Here is a 26,438-nt window from a genome sequence, read left to right on the forward strand (position 1 = left end):
CCTGGTCCTGCGGTGGCCGCGCCCTCACCGACGTCCGCGCAGCAGTCGGAAGACTTCCCCTTTCGCTAGCGGCGGCACCCAGTGGTGGTAGGGGCTGAGGGCAGCAGGAGATGTCATGCCGGCGGCGTCGGCAACAACGGTCGGACTGACACCTTCCGCGAGCAGGTTCACGATCCAGGTCGAGCGAAGCCGGCGCGCGGACAAGGGCGGGAGGCCGTTCGGGGGTGTGTGCCGCCGAGGCCACGAAGAGATCAGGTTCTTCGCGGCATCCACCTTGCGACCGGGACGGAACACGTAGTCCCCTTCTACCCGCTCGGCCACCTCTGCCAGGACCGTCTCCCACCTCGCACGACAGGCAACGACCCGCCCCAGCATGCGCTTGTCCATCACCGCGTGGCCGAGATCGGTGACGCGGATGTCGTTACCGCGTACCCGGGCGATCTCACCTGGAGCGAGCCCGCAGCCGGCACCGAGAGCCATGAGAGCGAGCCCGTCCCAGCATGCTTGGCCGGGCAGCTGCGCGGCCCAGAACCTGAGGCCCGCGATCTGTTCCTCGTCGTAGGGCGGTTGCGGTTGCCGAGGCGAGGAGAATCGGGCCGGCGGAGCCTCGCCGCGCTGTACCCAGACGAGTGCCTCGCGCACGCGCCGAAGCCAGGACCGGTACGTCTGCACCGTGGAACCGTCCATTCCCGCGCAACCCACCAGCACGAACGCATCGATGGTCTCGGAGCGCATCCACACGCCGGGCTCTCGGGGCAGGCCGCGTCCGTCCGCCCACACGGCCAACCGACCGACCACATGCATCAGGTGCTCCGCCTGGTAGGGCGTTGCGGGGATAGCCGCAGCCACTGTCGCTCTGACGTGTTCTGCGACCGGCCGCCATTGGCGCCCGGGCAGATCGGGACTGTACTCGCGGATTCGCCGGGACACCTCAGGGCTCAACGTCACAGACCAACTGAACTGGCTGGACAAGCAGCCGGTGAAGTGGTCGAAGCCGATCTTCACGGAAAGGAGTGCATCAACGTGGTGGGAGGTTTCGCCCGCAGAAGGCCGCCGCGTGACCTTGCCGGCAATCCTGAAGCCTGGCCGCGGGCTGATGTTGCCGATCCCGCAGCGGCAGTGATCCAACACATCGCCCGCAGTCTCAGTGGGGTCATCGAAGAGCGGGGGCTGAGCCTTCGTCGCTGCGCCGAGCGCTCCGGTGTCAATCGGCAAGCGATCGCCGACTTGATCGTCGGAAACTGCTGGCCTGACGTCGCGACACTCGTTCGCTTGGAAGATTCCCTGGGTACTCCGCTGTACCCGCCCAGTGGCGAGATGTTCCGAGGACAAAACAGGCCTTTCCGTCCCGACTGAGGACCAGAAGGGACGACGAATCAGGCCACGCACCCCCGAGACGAGCAGTGTTGCTCTAACCTCGGGGGTACGCGAGCCGTTAGCTATGGGTCCGCGTGAGGCGCCTTGAGGTGCAACTCATCGGCGCCGCCTCCGCCTCTCCGCATTTGCGGGGAGGCGGAGTTCATTGTTCGGCGTTCCGCTAGGCGACCCCTTTCAGTACGGCCTCATCGCCACGAGCGATCTCGAACACTCCCGCTGGCTCTTCTACTGCCCGGCCGTGCTTGACCTGCCGCTTGCACGTCGCACGGACCGTCTCCACCGCCGACGTCCCCGCCTTACCCTTCGTCGGACGGCCCAGCGCTGCTGCGATCTCCTTCGCTCGCATCGGCCGCCCAGAGGTTGCAAGAACCTGCAGTACTTCACGCCACAGTTCGACCGGCTTGTCTTCCGGCTTCACGGCCGCTGGCTGTCGAGGCCCCGGGTGCCGGGAGGGTGCTGCACGTTTGGTCTGCGCCGTGGTGCGGGTCTCGGTGGCTGCTGTTTCGGCGGCCGGAGCCGGTGCTTCTTGCTCACGCACTGTGGACGACAGAGAGGTGGGCTTGCCGACGATCTCGCGTAGCGCCTCATCAAGTTGATCTCGTGCAGTGGAGGCTTTCGTCAGCTCTGCCTGCAGTTCCTCCAGTTGGGCCTGCAGTTCAGCTTGACGCTTGCGCAGCCGCTCTGCCTTTCTCGTGTAAAAGCGAACCGCAGTGTGCAAACCTTCCGCCGCTTCCGCCTCATCCACGCGCCCGGAAACCATCCAGACCCTCCCGCACCCCTGTCGGCATGACAACGCGACGCCAGTCATCGTAGAGAACGCCAGCTATGCCAGTCACCCAAACGGCCAACTACGCATGCCAGTTGGCTGTCTGGGGTCAGCCAAAGGCGCCGAGGGGCTGTGGATCAACCACGGTCAGGCTCCATGGAATCGTGCCATCGTCATCTCCCGTTCCCGGCGGCCTCAGCAGGCACTTTGTGGTCACACGCTCCCCACTGCAACTCTCGGAGCGGCATGAGCCCCGGCCGTCGGAAGTCGAAAACTCGACTACGTTTCGGCCCAGTTGCCAGCGAAAATCACGCGGATGCGGGGGCTGATGCGCGCCCATGCAGCAAGGCGCAGACGCCCAGTATCATCTGTTTCGACCCAGATAGGTGGATCCAGCCGCGGTGCACTCCTCTGCGACCGATCGCGCACGAGGGCCGTGTCCCGTAGTGATTACGTCGCCTTACGCCACCCAACTTCGATGTTCAGTGCGACTGTCCTGGGATGACTGAGTAGCCAGTACTGCATCTACCGGCGTCCACCGGGAGAAGCAGCGGGTCCCACGTGATGGAGGAGCGCATGGCCTACAGCACTACGGGCGACGAGACGCGCCCTGACGGCCGGATCTCAGACGAGCCAACGCTGCAACTCCGGGCTGCCACACGAGCGTTGCGCTTGCACCTCGACGAACTCCCTGTGGTCTTCCATCATGCCGGCCCGGCAGACCAGTTCCTGGCCGAGGTGGCCTTTCCTCTGGCCCGGCAGCGCTATGCCTGTGCCGAGTCGCTGATCGGCGCAGGATTCGGTGGCACGGTGGTCGGCGCCCTGGCTCGCAGCCTGTTAGAAGACGGTCTGCGTTGGCAATGGATCGCCCAAGCAGCCGATGAGCGGCGGCCTTCGCTGCTGGGCAGCATGCTGGACGAGCGCAACCGGATACTCAGCTGTCTTGAAGATAGCGACGCGTCCTGCCCGATCTTGGCCCGCTGGTTCGCCCCCTTCTACGCGATCAGCGACATGACAGGTGCTTCCCTGCCGTGGCTGAGTGCCCCCTCAGTTCCCACTGCGGCGGACCTGCTCGACCAGTTCCTGGCCCAGCCCGAGCTGCCCCATGCAGGCCCACCTACGACTAGCGGCACATCTCCTGGACAGCTGCTGGCCTCGGCGCGCAGCATGCTGACCCTGTCAGGACTGCGGGGCGCGGTGATGGTCCTTGAGCACGCCGGGCACGGAAACCTCCTTGGCCTGCAAAGCAGTCTTACCCGTGACGGGGTAGCCGGTGCTGACTTGCGCCCTGACCACGAGGCACTCTTCCTGCACGTTGCCGCCGTCGGCGTCACCGTCACCCTGCTCGGTGTGTGCATCGCTGCTCCGGCTTCCTGGCCGGAAGAGGTCGAACAGCAAGCCTTCCTCACCGACACACTGCGACTGACGACCGACGTGGCCTCTGCCGCGACCGTCATCCACGGTTTGCGGAGCACCCGCACCACGCCACCCCGCACGAGTAGGACCAAGGTCCAGCCCAGAGAGGCAAGGCTGCGCCCACAAGCACTGTTGTCTCATGAGGCTCTGCTGCCTGACATCAACTCCGCAGAAGATGTCATTGCGGCTACCGAGGCCTACAGCCGTTACCGCAACAGTTGGTTCATCAACCCCCACAGCCAGACCAAGCCCAAGCTGGTGAATGTCCTCGCCTACCTCGGCACGTATTCCACCTTTGAAACCGTGATGGCCACCTATGACGGCCCATCTGCAGTCACCGCGACCTTCGCCGCGCGCATGCTCCTTGAAGAGGCAGCGCGCTTCACCTGGCTCTCCCACCATCCCGCCGATGGCCCACCCTCCGATGAAGAGCTCACCGCCCGCAGTACTCGATACTTCGACCAGTGGCGCGCCCGGGAGAAAAAGACCCTTGGTGCGCTTGTCAGCAACGGAGTGCCTCAGGCCGTGGCTGCACGGCTGCTGCAACTGCCGGAGAACGTCATCCAGGGGCCACAGGAGATCACGAAGGGGCGCGAACCGCTCCCGCGGATCGAGGCAATGCTGCGACTCATGGGTGCGCCCTACCCGGAACCTGGCTGGCTGGTGGTGGCGTACTCCCTGCTCAGTCAGGTCACTCACAGCACGCCGATCGGGTACTTGCACATGGTCCGCCAGCGCAGCGGCCAGCCGCACATCGGTGACATCTCACCCGAGATGCTGGCACTCACTCTTGATGCCGCGTGTCTGAGCAGCGCTGAACTGCTCGGAATGTCCACGGCGATCCTCACAGGGGGCAGCCAGAAGGCAATTGACTACGCCGTCGGTCTCCGGCGACGAGCGCTGGAAGTCCACGACACTGCCCGCATGGTGCACGGCCTCGATTAGTCTCCGCCTTGGGCGGCGCGCGTAGGTGCCGCTGCCTGCTCAGGGAGGACCTCCTCAGGAAGCGGACGCCGAGGTGCGGCAGGCATTGCAGACGAGCGGGCTATTGGGTCCGTATCGGTGAATCGGCTGCGCGCACAGGCTGCATGGCCCAACCTCCCAGGGTGGGCAGCGAAGTTCAGCCGCAATGGTGCGTCGCTGTTGTTCGCTGAGACGCAGCTGGACGGGACGGCTGGGCAAACGTAGACGATCGGGTGCCGCGTCCAAGGTGTATAAGCCGGTGACCGCGCTCGTGCCTCGTCGGGGACGTGGGGAGCTGGTGTAGAAGCCCCTCTCTCCATATCGACAGCTGGTATCGAGCTCCTCGTCTGTATAGGTGACCTGTTCTTCGTCGTCGAGGTCAGCCTCGGAGACGGTATTCGCCTTTCCATGGAGCTCGTACCAGCGGTGTGCATCACTCTTGAGCGCCCAGAGATGGGAGATGCGCTTGGGGTCTTCGGAGTCACGTACCCGCAGGGCTGCGTGTTCCCCGTCGGCGCTGGTCACGATGAGCTCATCGAGTGACGTGGCGCGTTCCTGCGGCAGGCAGAGGGCTGGCACAAACCAGCCGTAGTGCCACTTGCCGCAGGCTTGACCAGTTCGTGGGCAGGGGCGCTCGCTCGCCGGCGTGCACTTCCATATCTGCAGATGCCGCACCCCACCGCGGATGATCATGGCCAAGGGCGAGGCGATGCGCTGCCACGGAACGTTGTCCACCCGCGCCCAGGGAGCACGGTCAATCACCGCGGACGAGTCGTCTGCCGTCACCCAGAGCGGCCGGATCTGGTTCTCTCTCGCCCGGGCGGAGCGCCGCCAGACAGTGCCGGCGCTGATGGGAGAATACTGTGCTTCCCACCCCACACTCGCTCCGGCGCCGGTCACCAACACGTCGGTGACGACTCGTCCATCTGCTGAGCGGGCTTCAGTCTGGACGTCAAGGCCATGCACGGAGGCAATGCGAGCGATGCGTTCCTTCATCGCCTTGTGTTTCTCCGACTCCACCGGCGTCGCGGTGTGCGTGATTGGAAGATGAGCCGCGGTCCAAACGACCTTCCCGCCGACGCGTTGCCGACGAATGAACATCCAAGGTGTCTTGTCGGCGAGGGCGCACTGGCACCGTCCCTGACCCTCCCGGTCCTTCAAACACTGCAGCAAGTCCCTGGGGCGCTGATCGACAGGCTGAGTGATCTCTAGCAATAAGTCGGGTCGATCGGGGTGACCCAGATCCTGACGCGTCAGGTTGATCTCAATCTCGTATCCAGTGTGGAAGACCCCTTTGGCCATGGATATGACGATAGAGACCAAGTGTTGCTGCCAATAGACAGTGAACAAGTCAAAGTTGAAATTGAGTCAGCTGATCGCCCCCTCAACGTCGTCCGGCGCCAGATCAACATTGCGGTCAGGTCATCCAATTGCCGATGCGTACCCAGCCGGAAGGCTGGAATGATCAATCGAGCCTGTGGGAATTCCAACCGGTCTTCCTTCAGCGATGCGTGGCATCGGGCCGACTGCCCAGCCATTGTTCATCCCGGCTCCGTGGGCTGGTCGCCTTCAGGTGTCGACCACCACGTACCCAACTCGTCAGCGTCCCAGGGCAGGATCCGCGCCGGCGTAACGGACGGCGGCGAGTGCTGGCTGGTACCCGGCTCTTCTACGCGAGCTGTGGCTGTCGTAGCCCTGGCACACTCGCGGCAGGCGTCTGCAAGGCGCCAGAACCGAGCGCCCTGGCTCAAGGCGAGCACGATGTCCCCTCCGCAACCGCGATGGCGGGTGTGCCATCGGCAGCCACCCTCCCTGCATCGACAGGTGCGGAGGTGGGGAGGCAGCCAGCTGCCGCGTGCGTGTTCCGCCAGGTGTCTCAGTGACTCCTGGCGCACCCCCGCTACCCCGGTGGCACGGCTGAGCGGGCCGCAGCTCGTGCATTTCAGTGTGGTTGAACCATGGTGCGGAAGAACCTCGACGGTCCACACGCGGGGTGGGGGCGTCACCGAGGCTGGCGCTGCGACCGTCACCGGTCACCTTCCCTTCGTCGGACAGGGCTTGCTGCGAAAGCCGCAGGCGGCGGCACTGTAGTGCAGACCTCTGCCCTCCGCAGAGGCGTGTTGAAGCCCCGTCAGATAGGGCAGATGTCTGCACTGACAGGGCAGGGGTCTGCACCGTCCGATTACTGAGTGACGATCTTCCCGCCCGAGCCGGACCTCGAAGCGATGCGCTTGGAGCTCTCGCGTTTGCGGGCGGAGCGCGGCTGGACCTACGACGAGCTTGCCGAGCGCAGTGGCCTGGCCAGGCGCACGGTCATCGAGATCGAGCAGGGGCGCACCGTCGGGACTCTGCGAACCTGGCACGCACTGGCCCACGCTTTGGGGGCTTCAGTGGGTGGTCTTCTGTCCCACCTGTGCGACAACCACCAACCCCCGGTACCGCCAGCGCAATAGCGGCCTGAGTCGACCCGGTCTCCCGTGGCGACCAGGCGGAGAGTTCTGCCTGAAGGGATGACTGAGCGGGAACATGTGCTCGGTTGAGGGAACGGGTGAGCGGTTCCCGTGCTGCATAAGAGGGACACAGCGGCAGAGTCGCGACTATGAGGGCGTGGCGGCTGCCACCTTCGCGCCATGCACGACCGCCCTTCCTGCCAAGCCAGGATGAGCGGTGCCGCGCTGCAATGGCCATACCTGCGCGCCGTCTCCGGGGGCGAGCGGTCGGTCCACGTACGACCCTGTTGCCGTCTCGATTGGAAGCTCTCCGCATGTTGGATCCCACTGACGAACAGTCTGCTGCTGTAGACGCCTTCCGTAACGGCCAACACCTTGCACTACAGGCAGGGGCGGGAACCGGAAAGACCACCACGCTGGTGATGCTTGCCGACAGCGTTACCAGCCACGGCCGCTACATCGCCTTCAACAAAGCCATTGCCACAGCAGCAGCTCGCACCTTTCCTCGTCACGTACTGTGCAAGACCGCCCACGCGATGGCCTTCGCAGCAGTGGGCCACAAGTACTTGTCCCGCATGAACGCGCCCAGAACAGCAAGTTGGCGGATCGGACAAGAGCTGGGCATCACCAAGGGCACCCGCATCGGAACGCGGGATGTCAGTACGCGAGCTCTCTCCCACAGCATGCTGCAGACGGTCACTCGCTTCTGCCACTCCTCCGACGCCGAACTGGCAACTCGCCATGTCCCGCCGCTGCGAGGCATCGAAGCGCCGGCAGAACGAGCAGAGCTGGCTGAACTGGTGTTGCCGTACGCCCGCAAGGCCTGGGAAGACCTCCAGCAGACCGACGAAGGCATCGTCCGCTTCGAACACGACCACTACCTCAAGATCTGGGCCTTGACCGGGCCCCGGATCCCTGCCGACTTCCTCCTGCTCGACGAAGCCCAGGACACCAACCCTGTTCTGGAGAACGTTCTCCACGACCAACGCGACCACGCCCAACTGGTGATGGTCGGAGACTCAGCACAGGCCATCTACGGCTGGCGCGGTGCCCGCGATGTCATGACAGGCTTCGACGGCACCCAACTGCACCTCTCACGCTCCTTCCGCTTCGGACCCCGTCTGGCGGACGAAGCCAACCGATGGCTCGCCCTCGCCGAAGCACCCATCCGCCTCACCGGAACCGCCGACATCAAGACCACAGTCAGCGCGAGCACCGAATCGCCGGCCGCAGTGCTCTGCCGCACCAACGTCGGTGCCATGATCGAAGTCCTGCACCATCTCGAGGCCGGCAGACGCGTCGCCCTCGCGGGCGGAGGAGGGGCCTTGCAAGCTCTCGCCGTCGCGGCCCGGGATTTGAAATCCGGCCGCCGCACAACGCACCCCGAGCTCATCCTCTTCCGCTCGTGGGGTGAGCTGCAGGACTACGCCGACAAGGACCCATCAGGCCGGGACCTGGCCCCCCTGGTGGACCTCGTCGATGAGCACGGCACCGATGCCATCCTCACCGCCGTTGAGGAGCTAACTCACGAGGACCGCGCCCAGATCACCATCTCCACCGCTCACAAGGCGAAGGGGCGGGAGTGGCCGTCGATCCGCATCGCTGACGATTTCACTCCACCACCGGACGACGAGAACCAACAGGACGAGCACGGAAATCCGTTGCCTGGCCCGATCGACCTCGGCGAAGCCCGCCTCTCCTACGTCGCCGTCACCCGAGCTCGCCAACACCTTGACCTAGGAGGCCTTTCCTGGATCCACGATCACCCCCAAGGCCGTGCCGTAGTGGCGTCTACGAGCTGAGAGGCCCAACCTCCGGCAATTGTTGCCTTTCAGGGGGCGGCTTTTCCCGGGGAGTACAGTCGCTGGCCAGCCGCATGTGTTCGGTCATGGCACCGATCTGCCGCTTCGGCGTCACGCTGGCGAACAGAGTCCGGGTGACGCCGAGTTCGTGGAGGGCGCCCGTGACCGTGACTGCGACATCGCCGACCGATCGTTCCCTGTTCACGATGCTCCGCGTGGCACGTCTCCAACTACTGGGGCCGTTCGTCACCTTACCTGGCTTCAATTGCTGGGTTTCCGGTAAGCGTCGCTGCTCACCCCGCATTCATCACCTCCGGAAACCAGTTGCTGGACGAGTCCGGGCTCCTCCAGGCTCCCGTGAGGACGGCACGCAGCCGGCACCCCCGCTTCCGACAGCAAGACTGCATGACCTCCGGCACCTACACGCCACGATGCTGCCACTGACCGGGGTGCCAGTTCACGTCGTCGCGGTACGTCTGGGTCATCGGGATTCCTCAATCACGTCGCGCGTCTACGCTCACGTGATCAAGGACCAGATTGCAGACGTCGCGGAGACGTTCGCGCAGGCTCTCACGGACAACGATGAGTCACCGGGCTAGCAAGCCACGGCAGTTGAACCAGGTGCCCCTCAGGCTCTTGTGGGGTACCTGGTGCCGTGGACAGGGGGCTGCTCCCAGACATCCGCGAGCCGTGGCCGTCCAAGAGCCGGGTTCGCCCTGTGACAGCCGGCGCCCTGCAAGTGGGCCCACGAGCACGTGCAGAGGTCCGTTCCCTACGTGCACACGTTGACTATCAAGGCAAGGAGGGCAACGAGCAAGGTGAGGGTCGCTCCGAACGCTGCACCGGCACGTAGCAGTGCGGCAGGGAGGCTCGCACCATCCAAACGGACAAGCAGCGCAGTGCTTAGACCAGCCAGAATAGCTAGCACTGTCGCACCGAGCAGGGCGAGAGCAAGTACCAGCAAAGACGTAGATGAGAGGGGCATGGATGTCCTCCGCTTCGTCACCAATGCGTTCCTGTGCATCACGGTGGCGACTTCCGCGTACGGTGGCGTTCGGCCGCATGAGAACGAACGTGTCGGTACGGGCGGTTAGGCGGGAGGGCCAGCATGGAGCGATCAGCGCTGGAAGAGCTGAAGAAGCGGTTACGGCGCTTACGTGCCGAGCGTCGTATCTCGATGACAGCGCTGGAACGGCGGGCGGGCCTAGGACACACCACCGTCAGCAAGGCGATGAACGGAAGCGCTCTGCCCAGCGAGGCGTCGCTGATTGCTTTGGCTCGTGCACTCGGTGCTGAAGCCGAGCCACTGCTCGAGCTTCGCCGGCGCGCCCTACCGCCTGCGGCAACATCAGCTGAGACAGAACGCGGCACAGGACTTGGCACAGCAGCCAGCATTGCTGCGGATGATGACTTCGAAGGTCGCTATCGCGAGTATGTAAAGCGGCGCTACGGGCAACTGTCAGTGGTCGGATTGGATCTGTCGCGTCCCGAGCAGGCAAGTTGGCCGTTGGACGCTGCTTATCTGAGCCTTGATCTTGCTTCGTCCGATGACAGCTTCTTCGTCAGCAGTTCCGACCCCGCGGAAGTGGGTCCGCCTGGTAGTGAACTGCGTGTTGAGCGTGCCGAGCACGCTCTGGCAGGACGACGCCGGGTATTGGTCCGAGGGCTGGCTGGAAGCGGTAAGACCACCCTTCTTCAGTGGCTCGCGATCGCAACTGCGGACCGGAAGCTGCCTGCAAGTTTGACCCATTTACGCAACTGCATACCGATTGTGCTGCCGCTGCGCACATTGGTACGCAGCCGCAGCGGCGCTCTGCCCTCTCCCACCGAATATCTGTCGTCCACCGGGTGTCCCCTGCACACGGCGCAACCGAACGGGTGGGCCGACCGCCTGCTTGCGAACGGCCGAGCTCTGGTCCTAATCGATGGCGTGGATGAAGTGCCTAAGGACCAAAGAAGCACTACAAAGTCCTGGCTCCGTGAACTGCTCGCTGCCTATCCCGACTCTTGCTACGTGGTGACGACGCGGCCCTCGGCAGTTCATGAAGGGTGGCTTGCGGAGAACGACTTCGCGGAACTCTCGGTGCGTCCGATGAGTGCGCGGGACGTCGCAGTCTTCGTTGCACGTTGGCACACGGCCGCCGGCGTTAGTGACAGCGAGGAAGCACGTGTGCACTTGACCCGTTTGAAGGAGGCGCTCACAGACGCAGTCCGCTCCCAGCGCGATTTGGCGCGTCTGACCACAACTCCCTTGCTGTGCGCGCTGGTGTGTGCGCTGCATCGCGAACGACGCGGGCATCTACCACAGGGCAGGATGGAGTTGTATGCAGCAGCACTGTCAATGCTACTGACCCGCCGTGACCGCGAGCGTGACATCGAAACCCCAGAGGGAATTTCTCTCACCGAGCACCAAAGCATCCAATTGCTGCAGCGATTGGCCTACTGGCTGATCCGAAACGGCCAAGCCGAGATGGATCACGACACGGCTCTCGCGCTAATCGAAGAAGCGCTGCCAGCCATGCCCGTCATCGCTGTCCAAGGCAGTGCTACTCACGTATTAACCCACCTGCTGGGGCGCAGCGGCCTGCTGCGTACACCAGCCGCCGATACAGTCGACTTCGTCCACCGCACCTTTCAGGACTATCTAGGCGCCAAAGCCGCCCTGGAAGCCCGCGATCTACCGCTATTAGTACGCAACGCTCACGATGACCAATGGGAAGATGTGCTACGCATGGCTGTCGGCCATGCCCGGCCGGAAGAGCGCGCCAAGTTGCTGCGCCGTCTAATCTCCCGAGGGGACCGCGCGAACCGTCACCGCACCCGCTTACACCTGCTGGCCACCGCCTGCCTGGAGTACGCGACTGAACTCGATGCCGAGGTGCGTGAAGAAGTTCGGACTCGCGCAGCTGCCTTACTGCCCCCACGCAGCTTTGAGGAGGCCCAGTCGCTCGCGGACGTCGGCCCCGTCATCCTAGACCTCCTACCCGGACCAGACAGCAGCATCGAGGACGATGAAAAGGAGATGGTCGTCCGCACCGCGACCCTTATTGGCGGCGATGCGGCGATGCAAGTTCATAAGAGATTCCGTACCTGCACTGAGGGACAGGTTCCGTGGGAGTTGCAGAATGCGTGGGGCCGTTTCGACCCCGAGACTTACGCCCGTGAGGTTCTGCAAGCTGTGCCCAATCTTCCTCTTGTGCACGTGACCTCAGAGGATCAGAGGGCATTGCTACATGGATGGCACACACCTCCAATGATCATCTACCAAGGCCACTTCCGGGATACCTCCATGATTGCCCCCCTTGACCCGGAGCGGCTCGAGCACCTTAGCATTCAGGATAATCCGAGCTTGGAGAACCTCGAATTCCTTAAGCAATTGCCAGGACTATGGCGACTCACCCTTCTAAACTGCCCAGCAGTCACAGATCTCTCCCCACTCACGGACTGCATGATCAGCGACCTATCTCTCCTGGACTGCAACTCAGTAAGCCTCAAGGGCCTGGGCAGGCTTACAGGACTTGAGCACTTGAATCTCCACATGGATCTTCCAGCGGGGAACGTGGACGCTCTCCCCATACGCAGCGACCTCAAGACCCTGTGGCTTGGCCCCAGGACCTGCGCTTCCTTGACGCTTTACGGAATCACCCGATGGGCCAACATAACAAATCTCAACATAATGGGTCCAACTAGGGGATTCGAGGAGGTGGCTGAACTTCCATTCCTGAAAAAGCTTCTGCTGCATTTCAAGAACGGCTATTCCCTCCTCAAAAATCTTCCCCCCATGCCACAGGTAAGGGAACTCTCGCTCAATCACAAAGATGATTGCGACCTCACACTGCTGCCCAGCAGATTCTCGAATCTCAAAATGCTCAGACTCTCCTGCTTTGAAGGGGATAGGCATGTTGACCTGACTCCGTTCCGTGACTATTCGGACCTGAAGATTCAAATCAACGGTGCGATTGACGTTCATGGCGCTGAAGATCTCCGCGGCGCTTCTGTCACCCGCTATCCTCGGCCGCGGTCCTGAACCCACCTAACCCAGTCCAGGAGGGGCGAACGTCGGTCGCGGTCACCGGGTCGAGCGCCACGTGCGCGCCACTCCCTGCCCGCATCGTGTGGGATCCAGCCCGGCGGCGAGGCGCTCTACCGGCCCACGAGCAGCGGTCGCTGGCGGCTGTTCGGCCTCAGAGTCGGTCAGAGCAGGAGGCCGGATGGACTCGTAGTCCCTGTCGGTCAACCGCAAGCACCGGCCAGCACGAGGCCGCAGAGTCGCCCGACTCTTCGGACATGGAACTGGCGGCGACTGTACGGCCGTTGGATCCGGAGTCGACTGTTTCCGTGCGATGCTCGACTGTGGGGCTCGGCTGCGGCGGGCGCACTTCCTGAACGAGAGCGGCACGATCTGTCCGCGGCTGGCCGACTTCACCGGGCTCTACCCGTGGCAGTGGACGCCAGCCGAGACTGAGCGTTCATCAGTCCTCTGGGGTCAGGTGCCCGACCGATCATGGTGTCGACCGAGCGAGGCCCGGCCAGACCGCTGCGGGTCCGCGACGTTTGCGAACTCTCGACCGCGAACTGCTGCCGAAGAACATCGAGGCACCCGCGCCAATCTGAAAGCCTCATCAAGCTCGGCCATCCTCGTCGAAGCCGACGGCGGCAGCTTCAAAGGAAGCGGTAGCCGACCGAGCCCTACGACCAGCAGTCCTGCCCCACCATCACCTAGAAACAGACATCAGCGGAAGTCGTGCGCAGTACGCTGGATTCTCGCCTTCGTCGGCTGCTCAGCCCTGCGATAACCGTCGCTGGGGATATCGGCCTGAAGCATGGTGTGTGTCGGGGCGCGTGTTGTCCAGTCTCGGAAGTGGTTCATTCCTCCACGTACGGCTTAAGCTTCTGACGCAAAGTATCCTTGTCGATCGGAGTATGGAATTCGGGTTCGTCTCCCTCTCTGTAGGACGTGATGGGTGGACATCCATTGTTGTCCTCTCCCGTTATCCCCTCTAGTTCGGCCACGGTCTTTCCGGTTTTCGCCTCGTAGACCGTCACGTCATACACGCCGCGATACAAGTCGAATACCTCCACCTCTGGTTCATCGAAGGAGCAAGTTCCCACCTGCTCCGCCTCGTCGGGCTCACTCAGGCAGGCTATGAGCTGCACCTGTTCGGGCTTCTCTGGAATGAGGAATTTCGGTGTAATTGTTTCTCCATCCCCCCATAGGAGCGATGTGGGGTGGAACCCATCCTCAAAAACCCTAATTGGATGCGGGGCATCGCCACGGTAGGGGGCAGCATCAGCGTAGAATTCCGGGTCCGTCCGGTCGCACATGATCCCGAGGTCGCTTACTTCCTTTATCGGATCCCTCGCTGGCACCGGGTCATTCTTGGCGAACGCCAGCAACCACACACCGTATACGAGACCGCCGATGACGCTTAATATCACTGCCAAGATGGCGTAGCCTTTCACCACTTCTGATCTCATTTGCGTGCCAAGCCTTTCTTGTTCTGTTCGGATTGTGGTAGTTCCAGCAGCCGCCTGCAAGAGTGTCACGCGACTCGCCTCCGAGCAGGGCACAGACGCCACCGCGTCGCCACGACCGCGGTGATCAGAAGTGGCCAGTGAAAGGGAACCGAGACGATGAATGCCACCACAAGAGAGGCCAGACTCCGTATCTACGGCTTGCGACGTTTCAGCTGGGGAAATGCTGCCACTAGATTCGATCTTTCCACTCCTGCTACCCGAGACAGGCCTGCCAGGTCGGGTTTGCCGGTGTGATGGAGCCGGCGGAACTCCCGCGGGCTCATGCCATTGTCAGCGTCCACTCGTGCCCGAAATGTGCCCTGGCCCAGCATCTGAACCCGAATAGGCATCAGAAGCGAGGAGGCGACCCTCTGCAGGTGCTCGACTCGCTCGTGGTCACCCTGCGCACGGTGGTCAAGCATCCCCGATCGTCCCCCCAAGAGTCATGCGGCGGGCAGCGTGTGCATCGTCGCGTGCTGTCCTTGTGACGCTGGCATCGTCGGGAGGCCGCTGGGTGGCGGGCAACGGTTCTGAGTGGTCTCGCACGAACTCGTACACCAGCTCCGTGCGCGACGGGTTCCGGCTAGAGTTCGGCGCGCATCCCATCCATCGCGACGATGCCTGGTCCTGTACGAATGATCCGTTTCTGTTCGAACGGTGAGGAGGCCGCATGCTTGAGAACACGCACGAGTCTGGTGACCGGGTCCCGGAACCGGGCCTGTTCGACTCGGCAGCGGACTTCGGGGCGGCTTTGACATCGTTGAAGCAGCGGACCGGGATATCGCTGCGGCAGTTATCCGCGTCCAGCGGGCTCGGGTTCAGCACGATCAACGGCTACTGCCGCGGCAGGCACCTGCCCCAAGCCGGTGTCGGCGAGCAGTTCCGCGCCCTTCTCCATGCCCTCGGCATCACCGCCGAGCAGGAGCAGGAGGATTGGCTGCTATCGGCTGACCGGTTGCGCCGTGCCAAGGCACCGGACAGCGTCGCGACGAACCCCTACCCGGGGTTGCGTCCGTACGGCATCGGTGATGACCGCTTCTTCTACGGCCGGGCGGCACTGATCGCGGAGTTGGTCGCCATGGCTACTGGCGACCAGGCCGCGCGGGCACCCGTCGTGGTGGTGGGCCCTTCTGGTGCGGGTAAGTCATCTCTCCTGTGCGCAGGTCTTATCCCAGCCGTGTCCGATGCTTGGGCGCCAGCGCTGCTCACTCCGGGGAAGAGGCCCATGCGCGAGTTGGTCTCCGCGTTGGCGCCGCTGACAAGCGAGGGGGCCGACGTGCTCGTCGACGGGCCGGACGACGAGACCGGTTCGCTCGTCGGCCGGCTCGATTCGCAGCTCGTTCCGCAGCGGCTGCTCGTGGTCGTCGACCAACTCGAAGAGATCTTCGCACCCCACATCGACGAGGAAGACCGGGACCGGTTCCTCGCTTCGCTGACGGGGCTCGCTGCAGGCGGAAAAGTGCCCAGGCGTCATGCAGTCGTGCTGGGACTGCGGGCAGACTTCTACGACCGCGCTTTGCATCTCCCGCAATTGGCCGGCTTACTTCGCGAGGCGCAGTTCCTGGTACCGCCGATGAACGCGGAGGAACTGCGCGAGGTGATCACGGGACCCGCTCGTGCTGTCGGCAGGGACGTCGATAGCGCGGTCGTCGAGCGCCTTCTGGGTGAGATCGCGCCGCGCGAAGCCGGTCGCCACCACATCGCCGCTCATGAGCCGGGCGCATTGCCATTGCTTGCTCACGTTCTACATGAGGCTTTCGCGCTGTCCTCCGACGCGAAAACCCTTGCCCTCGAGCACTATTCGCGCACCGGAGGCGTCACCACGGCGATCGCCCGTACTGCCGATACGGCCTACGAGCAGCTCTCCCACCGTCAGCGGCAGCTGGCACGACGCTTGCTGCTGAGCCTGGTGTACGTCAGCGACACCACGGCGGATACCCGCCGCAGGCTGAGCATCGATGAGGTCACTGCCGCTCGGCCGGATATCGACCTGGAAGACATGGCAGAGGTGCTGGACGGCTTTATCACCCATCGGCTGCTTACTGCCGACACCGATTCTGTGGAGATCAGCCACGAGGCGTTGCTTGTGCACTGGCCACGGTTGCGTCAGTGGATCGACGAAGCGCGGGACCACATACGGGCCCATCACCGCGTGGCCGACGGCACGCAGTCGTGGCTGGCGCACGACCGTGACCCTGCCGAGCTTGCGCGGGGTGCTCGGTTGGAAGCGATGCGCAAGTTGCTCGACGACGATGAGCCCGGCAAGGTGCTCCTCAACGTCGCCGAGCGGGACTTCGTGACGACCAGTATCCGAGCGCAGCGATCCCGGTATCGCCGGCTCCGATGGCTCGCCTTCGTCATGACGCTACTGGCCGTGCTGACCACCGCGTTCGCGGGAATGTTCGCCGTCTCGAAGCAGCAGGCCGCAACCGCACGCGACGAAGCGCGCTCGCGGCAGATGGCGGTGACAGCCCGCCAGCTCGCCGCGGACGACCCGGCTGCGGCAGTACAGCTGGCGATCGCCGGCTATCGGCTTGCGCCGACGAGTGAGGCCCGCTCGGCCATGATGGACCTCGCCGCCGGCGGTTTCCCCACCCGCCACCGCCCCGCCGCGGACGATTACCCCGTCGCAGCCACGTCCCACTCGGCAAAGCTGTTCGCGGCGCACTACGCCGGCACCTCTGTGGTGCGGCTGTACAAGGTCGCAGGGTCATCGCTGGAGCCGGTCGGCAGAGTCAAGCTGCGCGCCCACCGGCCTCACACGGGGCCTGCCGATCCGATCGCGCTGTCACCGGACGGGAAGGTGCTGGTGACGCAGGAACGCACGGATCGCCTCGCGCTGTGGGACATCACCGACCCCTCTCGGCCCACCCGTCTCGGTGCGATAACCGCACCCCGGGGGACACACGACCTGGCGATCGCCCCCGGAGGCGAAGAGCTGGCTGCAGTGGGCACTGCCGACGATGTCTACCGATGGGACATCAGCGAACCGTCGGCGCCGAAGGAGCTTCCTCGCATCTCCATGTCCGGAAACCTGCACAGCGTTGCGTACGGGCCCGACGGCGATGTACTCGCCGTCGGCAACGATGACGCGAAGGTCGAGCTGTGGGACCTGAGCAAACGGCCGGAACCGCTGGCCGAGCTCTCCGCGGGCAAGGGACAAGTGAAAACTGTGGCATTCAGCCCCAATGGCAGGATCCTGGCCGCAGGAACCGCGCTCGGGCGCAGCGTATCGGTCTGGGACATCACCGACCCCACGAAACCCAAGCAGCGCAAGATCGCCGATCCGCAATTCGACAGCTGGGTCAACAGGGCAACCTTCAGCCCGGACGGAACCCTTCTGCTCGCCGCCAGCTCCGAATCGGTGGTACGGGTCTGGGACACCCAATCCTGGACCACCGTCACCGACCTTCCGCACCCCAATTTCGTCAGCTGGGTAGGCTTCGGAAACCGGAACGTCCCCATGACGATCACCGAAGACGGCACGGCGTGGAGCTGGGATACCCGAACAGCCATTCCCGCGCGGATGTCCGGGCGAGCGTGGAGGACTACCTTCGCATCGGACACCGGCCAGTTGGCCGTGTTCGCCGAGGATGCGGCCGCAGCATGGTCCGATGTAAAGGCCGGTGTCCGCCAGGACCCTGATCACCTCATACCCGACGATGGCGACGAGCAGTCAGTCGGTGACGGTGACATCAGTGCCGACGGATCACTGCTCGTCCACAGCTATGTCGGGGGGAAGGCCGCGGTGTTCGATCTGGCCGGCCCCGGCAGGCCGACCCGGTTGTCGGAGTTCTCCGCCGACACCGACGGCCTCGTGCAAAGCCTGGCGTTGAGCCCTAACGGGCGGCTGGTTGCCACCGGCGGCGACGACACAGCCGTCCGGCTGCATGACATCAGCGACCCGCGGAATCCACAACTCATCACCGAGCTGAAAGAGCCAACGGCAAGGGTGCTCGGCGTTCGGTGGCAACCTCAGGGCGACCTGCTTGCAGTGGCCAGCGCCGACGGCAAGGTCAGCGTCTACGACGTATCCGATCGAAGCAAGGTGAATCGGATCGCCGTCCTCGATGCCTTCGACAGCGAGGCCCATCTCGCCGAGTTCAGCCCCGACGGCACGATACTCGCCGCCGGCGGCCTCGACGGTGTCATCCGCCTGTGGGACATCCGCGACCCGAATCGCCCCCGCCTGCTGGGCCGCATCACCGGGCCGGTCAACGCCGTGCCGAAGCTGGCGTTCCACCCGGACGGAACGATGCTTGCCGCCACCGACAGCAAGGGCGCCGTGTGGCTATTCGATGTCAGCGACCCGCGCCATCCCACCCGTTACGCCACCTTCAGCCCAGGGATCGGACAGATGAACTCGCTCGCGTTCCACCCGGGCGGCGAACTGCTGGCCGCCACCAGCGTTCCCGGTGTTATCCGATTGTGGCCGCTCGACGAGGACAAGCTCATCAAGAGAACATGCACCACTGTCGGCGAATCCATAAGCAAGCAGGAGTGGCGCACGCACCTGCCCGACATCGGCTACCAACCACCTTGTTGAAGAGTGCGGGCAGGGCCGGAGACATCGAGTTCAACGAGGTCGAAGCTGCTCCGAAGTCTGCTGCCGAGGCACCAGGCCGCTTCCGGGACTCGGCCACCCAATTCGCCCCGGTCCATGAGATGACGCTGTCGAGTGGATATTCCAGGCCGCGGTCGAGGACGACGAGAAGCCGGGCGTCTGGTGGGCTGAGTTGCCGGAGAACCGTGAGTTGAAGAAGCGGGCCCGGCTGCTGGCGAAGGAGAACGAAGTCGTCGCGCGGTGCGTATCCATCGCAGGCGAACCTGCGTTCAAGAGGCTCTACCCTGACCACGCCGAGATCACCGGGCTACCGGTCCAACGCGCTACTCGACGCCCACGCGATGCCCCTGAGTTCGGCTACCGGTTCCTCGCCGGTGAGCCCAGATGGCCTGTGAGCGCATGAGCGAGCCGACCACGTGGAGGATCTGCCGGGACGGCGCCTGTGCTCCGTGCCCGGGAGGAAGTGGCCAATGAACGACAAAAGACCCTGGGCCCGTGGACGACGGTCCCGGCCAGCGTGACTTCGCAAAGGATGCCGCCAACCGGCTGTTGCTGACCGACATCACCGAGCGGAACAGGACTTGGCCGTGGTGCTGATCAACCTCATCCGGGTCACCCAAGGCTGGGTCAACTACTTCAGGCATGCCGTTGCGAAGCATGTCTTGAGCAAGCTGGACAATCTCGTCTGGTGGCGGGTCTTTCACCACACCTGAGCACCTCATCCAGCGCATCCGCCGCGGTTTACGCCACATCCAGTAGCGGACCGAGCTCATCGACGGCTGCCTCGCCGAGACCGGCCTGACCATCAACCGCTGACTGCCGAGGACACAACGCGTTGAATCTCAGTAGATGAAACGCGCAGTGTCACGGCGGGGGACCGCGGGGGCAGCCCATGGTCGGGGCGAGGTGCCGACGTCTGCGGGTGTACGAGTTCGTGCGAGACCGTCCGCGACGGTTGCCTGCCGCCGTTGGGCGTTCCGACGATGGAGCCGTGACAGTGCAGGGTTCCTGCTTCCACACACGGAGAATCATCTCGACTCTCCACTTAGCAAGACAACTTGGGGGAGATATATGTGCGTTGGCAAGAGAACGTAACCCTGCTTATGCAGATAAGGAAGCTTGCGCGTGGTCTTTGGATACTTCCGGTGGTGCTAACACTCGCCACCGGGTGTGGTTCGACTGGTGCGAAACCAGGGTCTGGCGAGACGGTTCCGCCGTACAAGAAAAAGCACACCGTCGTCTACGAGATCACCGGGCGCGGCAAGGTCGACATCGCCTACCAAAGCGACAAGGGAAAAGTCGAGAAGTCCAAGATGTCATTGCCGTGGCGTAAGAAGGTCATCGTCAAAGGTGACGATCCGCTCACCCTCAGCGGAGTGATCCCGGGATTTGAGGCGCCGAGCGAGCCGTTCACGTGCACGATCGAGCGCGACGGCAAGCAGGTTGCGAAGAAGAGCGATCACCTCTCCGTCTCCTGTTTCTGGTCTGATGCCGATGCCTAGGCCGCACAGGACCGCCGCCATGAGCGCGAGATGCACAGTGCTGCTTTCGTGTTCCTTTCCGCAGTCGGGCCAGATCCGCTGCCCCATGAGCAGGGTCCTGAGCAGAACGTGTGTGGGGTGCTGTATCCGACGGAAGCGTTGACTTCTCCCAACTCGTCGCGGGAGAGCTGCGCTACGTGGCAGCACAACGGGACCACGCAGATGTACCCATGCCATTCCAACTCAATGCCGTACTCGCTCAGCTGACTGGCCATCAGCAGGCTCAGTGAGCTGAAGATCCTGTAGAGCCGACGCCTCACCAGGAGGGGGGACCAGTGGTGGGTATCCATGACACCGCGCGTGTGGAGGCCGATCCGCCGCGCGCCCAGATCCGGCTTATTGCTGCTGGAGGGGTGCTCGGCGCGGCGCTGTTGGCAGCGTCGCTGGTCGTGGTTCTTACGGGAGCCAATGACGCGAGCGTTCCCAGCAGGCCAACACCGTCCGACCTGCCGACGTCTCTGCCAACCTCCTTGCCGTCAGTTCCCGATGTGCCCACCGACCTGCCCACGGAAGCTCCTAGCCTCCCCCCAATCCCCACCGATCAACCCAGTGCGCCGGACCTGCCAGATCTGCCCGGAGGTGGCTCGTGACCGGTCCGCGTTCTCTTTCGATTCCAGACGATCCGCTGCTTCGGGCGCGGGCATTGCTGATCGCACGCATCGCGATCGGGGTCTACCTGGTCGAGTTGCTGCTCAACCTGACCCGACCTCACCTATTGCCCGACGAGCCGCCTCTGTCGATCTTTTACAAACTTCCCGGATCCTCCGGGTCGCTGAGCCGATTCCTGGCCATGCCGGAGATTGTCTTCTGGGTAGTACTGGCGGGCATCTTGGCAGGAGCTGCGGTCCAGATTTTCGCCGCAGTGAAGAACCGGGCCGGTGGCAGCGACAGCGCACAGCGAGCGATCATGCTGACCTGGATCACCCTGGGATGCCTGCTGCTTCCCTTCGCATTGATCCCCCTGACCGTGGTCATCCAGTACCTCCCGGTAGCGCTGCTGTGCCTGCCCAGCACCGCCATCGTGCTGCTCCTGCTACGCGCGGCGGTGCGGTTTTCCCGAATGTCGTGGTCGGCGCTGCTGGCCGCGTTCGCCTGGGGCGCTTTGATCGTCTTCGGGCTCAGCCGCGCCTACAGCAGTTTGGGCTTCGGCACCCTGTGGGGGTACACAGGTCCAGCGGCCGGAACCCAACTCGGCAGCTTCAACAATGGCCTGTCGCACACCATCGAATTTATGATCATGCACCTGAGCGTTTTCAACGCGCTCTCCATCGGGGCCGGCGTTGTACTGCTCCTGACGCTCCTGCGCCATCGCATCACTGACTCGGTGACGGGCCTGGTCCTCGGTGCCGCGATCGGACTCGGCTACAACTTCGTGGAAAACGTCCTGATCATCAAGGTCTACGGTTCCATAGGCACCTTCCTCGGACCCACAGGCGGCTTCGAGTACTGGATTCGTCAGTCGATCGGCCTGCTCGGCGGACAAGTCACGTTCGGAGCGCTACTCGGAGCCGGACTGGCCGCAGCCCGAAGCGCCCGCCGACGCAAATTCATTGTCACAGCGAGCCTGATAGCAGCAATCGGCGGGTCGACAGGAGCCGAGACGCTATCAGGCTGGCTTGCCGGCCAGGCCCGAGACCACGTGGACATCGGAAGCACGCTCGACACGCTGGTGATCTCGCCATTCTTCTGGCTGTTGCCGCAACTGCCGTTCACGGCACTGGCAGCCGGTCTCTTGGTGACGGGGCTGTGCTCTCGTGCCCCCGTGCTGCGGAAAGCGGTCGCAGCAGAGGCCACGGAGTCTGCCGCCATCTCGCAAGCCGAGACAAAGATCCTTGCCTCACCCGTACTCCGGTTCTGGGCGCTGGTGAGCACTTGGCGCGCGTACGGACGCCCTACGGCGCGGGCACTGCACCAACTGCAGTCCGCCCAGTTGGAACTAGCGGCCTGGCGTGCACAGAACCATCCAGCAGCTGCGGCTGAGGGGGACGAATTGAGAGCACGCGTCATGCGAATGAAGGACGAGCACCGGGCGGTGAACTCATGAGCCGCAACGGCCGCGGTCGAAGGATCGCCGGACGGCTGGCCGCGAGCGCAGTCTTGACGGCCTGCACCATGCTTTGGGCCCCGCAGGCGGCGTCCGCCTGCGACGTCGGCTACGGCTACAAGCCCTCGATAACTATCGACGATCTGAACGACGACAGGACCTGTTCGACCTCCACCTCCGCGGCCGGCGCAGTCACTGTCGCCATCCTCGCTCTTGGCGCGCTGGCCACCGCAGGCCTGCTCGTCTTCAGAAAGGGTGAGCGGCAGACCGGCTCCTCTGCGTCGGACCAGAGGAGCCAGAGCCCTGCCCTTACCACCTATCTGAGCGCAACAGGCATTATCACCCCGACATCCGGCCAGGATCATGCATCGTAAAGCGCTGCGCCTGGTCGCACTGTTCACCGCGCTGTTCATCGTCTTTGCTCCATCCCTGCTGGGCGAACTTGCAGCTGCGGTGTCGCCTTCCGTTACACCTGATAAGAAACAGAAGAAAAAGAAACACATTCTCCTGGTGCGAAAAGGTCATAACCCGAACGGGGAAGAGCTAGATGATATCGCCAGGAAGATCATCAGAGATCCGATGGGTCGCGAGTTGTGGTATGCCATAGAAAAGAATCTTGAGCTTCCCGATCCGCCGCCTAATACCTCCGTGGCATTCTTTGACTTCGGCTGGATGGCAACCGACACAGTGCTGCCAGCCTGGGTGCGGGAAAACTCCCGCATGTTCCTGCACGAACTCTCCGATGAGATCGAATCGCCTAGCTCTGATCCCAAATGGGAGTATCCGCTGAGCGTCGGCATGATGGACAACGAAAATTTCCTCCTCTGGGACCTCTTCGAGCAGCTAAAAGTGAGGGGAGTGGACGGGTTCGGGAATAATACGCTCCTGAGAATCGCAACAGGAAGCCGCGGGAAGGGTAAACACTCCGAAGATGCTATGGACGAGTGGATGTCGCGGAGCGTGAAAAATGCCCTCCGAGAACTTCCTGGCGCTCAGGCCCACAACATTGAGGGGGTGGTTAGGAGGATCAAAGGAGAATCAGGAGCCGGAATAGCGGGCCCCCGAACCTTTTGCAATGCCTGTAGGGGCAATGTTGCAAAAAATGGATACAGTTTCAAGCGCAATTTTGCCATCACTAGATTCGACAAGACTGGATCGAAGCAGGCTAAGATCTCGAACAGCATAGTCGGGAGGCTCCCAAAGAGGCTGGAGCGAGAAGATGTGACATGGGAGAAGGAACTGGCCGACGACCCCAAGAAAATGCTTGGGTTGCCGTGCCCGCCTTCGAATAATTCCCAGTCGCTGAACATTGCGTCTGTGCCGATGGCCGCACCTTGTGGTGAGGGCGAAGATAGTAGCCAGGAGAGTGCACTCACGTCAAAGAACTACGGCGGGGTCGATTTATCCAGTCTGCAGCTTCGATACATGTCGGACGACGCCGGCTCCGGCGTGAAGTACGCCTTCTCTGCGCAGGCCGCCCAACGTGGAGTCGTACAAGATTCCCGCACGGGGCACAGTGCGCTGATCGGCAGCATGGCCGATCTGCGAACCTGGCTGGTGCTGAACCCGAACAAGTTCTGGGTCAACCTCAACCCGGACGAGCCGAATCGCATCATCGATACGGAACTTGGCCGGACCAACGCCGGTCGCGCACTACTCGAGGCAGACTGGCGAATGAAGCAGACAGCGGGAAAGCTGTTGAACCCCAAAACCTCGCTCGGCGCGGAGTACTGGAAGAAGCTCAGCCGCTCATCGGGGGAAACCTGCTATTCCTCACGGATGTGGATCATTCCCGGGCGCGTGGAGGTACGACAGGACGGTGACTCACTCTACGTCCTCAAAGCCAAGCTCGACGTGAAAGCCAAAGCAGAAGACATCTCCGCGAAGGGGCTTTCATGCGATGCTGACCCGCAGCAAACGGCACGCAACGAGCGGTTGGAACAGAAAATGGTGGTGCCGAAAATCGCGAAAGCGGTCAACACGGACCCCGAGTACGCGCCACTGCGACAGGCATTTCTGGCCCGCGTCGTGGCGCAGTGGATCCGCGACCGCCACAACAGCGGCCACACCACATCATTCGACAAACTGATCGACTCAGGTGACCTGGGCCCCGCCACGATGCGAGGAACATGGCGGCCGCAGCAGGTGTACGACGCATATCTCCGCTCGATTCGCAACGGGAGTTTCACCTACAAGCGCACGGCCAAGGTCGGCAACACGACCATCACTTACGTGACGACGACCGGCGGTGTCGACTTCGGCCAACTCAACACGAGAAAAGTCAGCGCTGAGGACATGAACCGGCAGCTGCCACAACTGCCGCAGACGATACAGAAGTCGACCGAACAGCCCGCGAGAGCATCAGACGGGTCGATCTGGCTTGGCGACACAGTTCAAACACCATCCCAGGGCAGCACATGGGACAGCATCCAGGGATACCTGAGCGGGCGCACAGGCATGTTCACCATCGTGCTGGTGGCGATGGGCGTCGTGCTGTTCCTCATCCGCGACACATCCGGGCTCCGACGCAAGACTTCCGGATGAGCGCAGTTGGCGATGCAAGGCGGTCAGCAGGAGCGGGCGCTTGGCCTGTACCCCGACCAGGATCGAGGGGTCGGCATCACGGACGCCTCGCCGGCTGCATCGCCTCCGCGTTGTGCGCCGGCTCCACGCGCTCCAGGCCTGCTGTCGTCAGGGGCGTGGGTGAAAGAGCAGGCAGTTTCCGCGTCGTGATCGCCTCAGACCAGGTCCCCGACAGATGTGACCACGTGCTTTTCCGCTCCGGGGCGCCAGAGCCCAGGCCCCCCGTCAGCGCTCACCGTCACCTCCGCTGCCCATGACGCATCCTCATAGGCGCCAAGACCCATTATCGGTACGGGATCTCAGAGCAACACGAGCAAGCAGCATACGCCCGAGTTCAGACGGGAGGCGGTGGAGTTGGTCCGGTCCTCGGGCCGGACGGTGACCGAGGTCACCCGGGAGCTCGGCGACCGCGGCGAGGCCCTGCGGGTGAGCTGACCTCGGCTGAGAAGGACGAACTGCGCAGGCGACGGCCGAACCGCGAACAGCAGCAGACCATCGAGGTGTTGCGAAAGCGACGGTCTTCTTCGCGAGGGAGGGACTGATGAGCAAGGTGCACGCTTCATCAAGGCAGAGAAGACAACCCACAGCGTCGCATTCCTCTGCCGTGTCCTGAACCGCGCCACTCCTCCTTCTACGCCCCCGCCGGTTGCCGGCTGGCCGCCTGTCGGGAGGCGGACGAGGATGATCTGGCGATCCGTGGCCGCTACCCGTCATCAGAGACTGAGACGTTGCTGCCAGTCCAGAGGGAAGGGCGGCTGCCGCAGCAGCGATCAGCCGCCCGGCGCATGTTCGAGAACCTCTCGATCGAGCGGGCACTGGAGCGGGCCCAAGGTGCCGCTGTTCGCCTGGAACGAGCCGATCAAACTCGACGGCGGACGAGCCCAGCAGGTCCTGCAGCGCCGCATCAACCAGTCGGTTGCCGAATACGAGGTCTTCAACGCCCTGGAGATCTCCTCGGGCGGCATGTGCACCCATGTCCGCGAGGGCTGGAACATCGGCAAGCCCCCTTACGGCTACGCCGCCAGGCGCTACCGCCATCCCAACCCCACCAAGGCCGAGCGCGGCGTCACCAATCCCGGTTCGAACCCGACGGACTGCGCGGAGAGACCGTTACGCAGATCGCGCACTGGCGCTACTACGGAAACCTCGGCTACGTCACCATCACCAACCGCCTCAACGCAGACCCCGACCGCCACCCGTTCCCGGAACCGCCCGGCGGCAAAGCGCGCGCCCGCGCTGCCTGGAGCAATTCCACCGTCTGCGACATCCTCCGCAACCCCAAGGAACACCGGCTACCAGGACTTCAACCGCCGCGGCACACGCTCCCGCGGCGGCGCCTACAACGACCCCACGCTGTGGGTCTGGTCCCACGAGCCCACGTACGAGCCGTTGATCCCGAAGTGGATGTTCGACGA

16 protein-coding genes and 1 pseudogene are annotated in these 26,438 nt (G+C 63.6%); 13 read left to right on the forward strand and 4 right to left on the reverse strand.

Features of this window, described 5'->3' with window-relative positions; genetic code table 11:
* Positions 1–24: 24 nt before the first annotated feature.
* Complete coding sequence (locus tag H180DRAFT_RS02355; RefSeq protein WP_055484486.1) at positions 25–1,005, reverse strand: site-specific integrase; 981 nt, start codon at positions 1,003–1,005, stop codon at positions 25–27.
* Between H180DRAFT_RS02355 and H180DRAFT_RS02360 the strand changes: the two genes are divergently transcribed.
* Complete coding sequence (locus H180DRAFT_RS02360) at positions 985–1,356, forward strand: helix-turn-helix domain-containing protein (RefSeq protein ID WP_254665824.1); 372 nt, start codon at positions 985–987, stop codon at positions 1,354–1,356. The two genes, H180DRAFT_RS02355 and H180DRAFT_RS02360, sit on opposite strands and share 21 nt — an antisense overlap.
* Positions 1,357–1,537: 181 nt before the next feature.
* On the opposite strand, the gene H180DRAFT_RS29440 is transcribed toward H180DRAFT_RS02360, so the two are convergent.
* Entirely contained in the window at positions 1,538–2,137 is a 600-nt protein-coding gene (locus H180DRAFT_RS29440; RefSeq protein WP_139151337.1) for a hypothetical protein, read from the reverse strand.
* A 582-nt stretch (positions 2,138–2,719) separates the two neighbouring features.
* On the opposite strand from H180DRAFT_RS29440, the gene H180DRAFT_RS02365 reads away from it, so the two are divergent.
* Positions 2,720–4,504 (forward strand): hypothetical protein, encoded by a 1,785-nt coding sequence (locus H180DRAFT_RS02365; protein WP_139151338.1) that lies wholly within the window; start codon positions 2,720–2,722, stop codon positions 4,502–4,504.
* Between the two features lie 54 nt (positions 4,505–4,558).
* On the opposite strand, the gene H180DRAFT_RS29445 is transcribed toward H180DRAFT_RS02365, so the two are convergent.
* A complete protein-coding gene (locus tag H180DRAFT_RS29445) occupies positions 4,559–5,824 on the reverse strand; it encodes a competence protein CoiA family protein (protein ID WP_074466605.1) in 1,266 nt (421 codons plus the stop codon).
* 887 nt (positions 5,825–6,711) lie between these two features.
* On the opposite strand from H180DRAFT_RS29445, the gene H180DRAFT_RS02375 reads away from it, so the two are divergent.
* The 4 genes from H180DRAFT_RS02375 to H180DRAFT_RS02395 all read left to right on the forward strand — a co-directional run bounded on the left by H180DRAFT_RS02375 (position 6,712) and on the right by H180DRAFT_RS02395 (position 12,801).
* A complete protein-coding gene (locus tag H180DRAFT_RS02375) occupies positions 6,712–6,975 on the forward strand; it encodes a helix-turn-helix transcriptional regulator (protein ID WP_055484229.1) in 264 nt (87 codons plus the stop codon).
* Between the two features lie 311 nt (positions 6,976–7,286).
* On the forward strand, positions 7,287–8,774 hold the full coding sequence (locus H180DRAFT_RS02380; protein WP_074466559.1) for a UvrD-helicase domain-containing protein: 1,488 nt from the start codon (positions 7,287–7,289) through the stop codon (positions 8,772–8,774).
* A gap of 206 nt (positions 8,775–8,980) precedes the next feature.
* Entirely contained in the window at positions 8,981–9,373 is a 393-nt protein-coding gene (locus H180DRAFT_RS30900) for a tyrosine-type recombinase/integrase (protein WP_368073105.1), read from the forward strand.
* A gap of 509 nt (positions 9,374–9,882) precedes the next feature.
* On the forward strand, positions 9,883–12,801 hold the full coding sequence (locus tag H180DRAFT_RS02395) for an NACHT domain-containing protein (RefSeq protein WP_074466562.1): 2,919 nt from the start codon (positions 9,883–9,885) through the stop codon (positions 12,799–12,801).
* An 839-nt stretch (positions 12,802–13,640) separates the two neighbouring features.
* On the opposite strand, the gene H180DRAFT_RS02400 is transcribed toward H180DRAFT_RS02395, so the two are convergent.
* Positions 13,641–14,252, reverse strand: a complete 612-nt coding sequence (locus H180DRAFT_RS02400) for a hypothetical protein (RefSeq protein ID WP_139151339.1) — start codon at positions 14,250–14,252, stop codon at positions 13,641–13,643.
* Between the two features lie 709 nt (positions 14,253–14,961).
* On the opposite strand from H180DRAFT_RS02400, the gene H180DRAFT_RS02405 reads away from it, so the two are divergent.
* The 7 genes and pseudogenes from H180DRAFT_RS02405 (at position 14,962) to H180DRAFT_RS29450 (ending at position 24,984) form a co-directional block, all read left to right on the forward strand.
* Positions 14,962–18,837: an nSTAND1 domain-containing NTPase gene (locus tag H180DRAFT_RS02405; protein ID WP_055484231.1), complete on the forward strand. Its 3,876-nt coding sequence runs from the start codon at positions 14,962–14,964 to the stop codon at positions 18,835–18,837.
* Positions 18,838–19,445: 608 nt separating this feature from the next.
* Complete coding sequence (locus tag H180DRAFT_RS02410; protein WP_254665853.1) at positions 19,446–19,568, forward strand: group II intron maturase-specific domain-containing protein; 123 nt, start codon at positions 19,446–19,448, stop codon at positions 19,566–19,568.
* Positions 19,552–19,614: pseudogene (locus H180DRAFT_RS30190) on the forward strand (IS630 family transposase); the annotation flags it as partial. The gene H180DRAFT_RS02410 and the pseudogene H180DRAFT_RS30190, both read left to right, overlap by 17 nt.
* Positions 19,615–19,928: 314 nt before the next feature.
* Complete coding sequence (locus tag H180DRAFT_RS02420; protein ID WP_139151340.1) at positions 19,929–20,357, forward strand: hypothetical protein; 429 nt, start codon at positions 19,929–19,931, stop codon at positions 20,355–20,357.
* Between the two features lie 625 nt (positions 20,358–20,982).
* Positions 20,983–22,440 (forward strand): PrsW family glutamic-type intramembrane protease, encoded by a 1,458-nt coding sequence (locus H180DRAFT_RS02425; protein WP_139151341.1) that lies wholly within the window; start codon positions 20,983–20,985, stop codon positions 22,438–22,440.
* A complete protein-coding gene (locus H180DRAFT_RS02430) occupies positions 22,437–22,814 on the forward strand; it encodes a hypothetical protein (protein WP_055484234.1) in 378 nt (125 codons plus the stop codon). The genes H180DRAFT_RS02425 and H180DRAFT_RS02430 overlap by 4 nt, the downstream gene beginning before the upstream one ends.
* Positions 22,804–24,984 (forward strand): hypothetical protein, encoded by a 2,181-nt coding sequence (locus tag H180DRAFT_RS29450; protein ID WP_139151342.1) that lies wholly within the window; start codon positions 22,804–22,806, stop codon positions 24,982–24,984. Before H180DRAFT_RS02430 ends, H180DRAFT_RS29450 begins: the two co-directional genes overlap by 11 nt.
* Positions 24,985–26,438 lie beyond the last annotated feature (1,454 nt).

The organism is Streptomyces sp. WMMB 322 (assembly GCF_900090145.1).
Classification (GTDB): domain Bacteria; phylum Actinomycetota; class Actinomycetes; order Streptomycetales; family Streptomycetaceae; genus Streptomyces.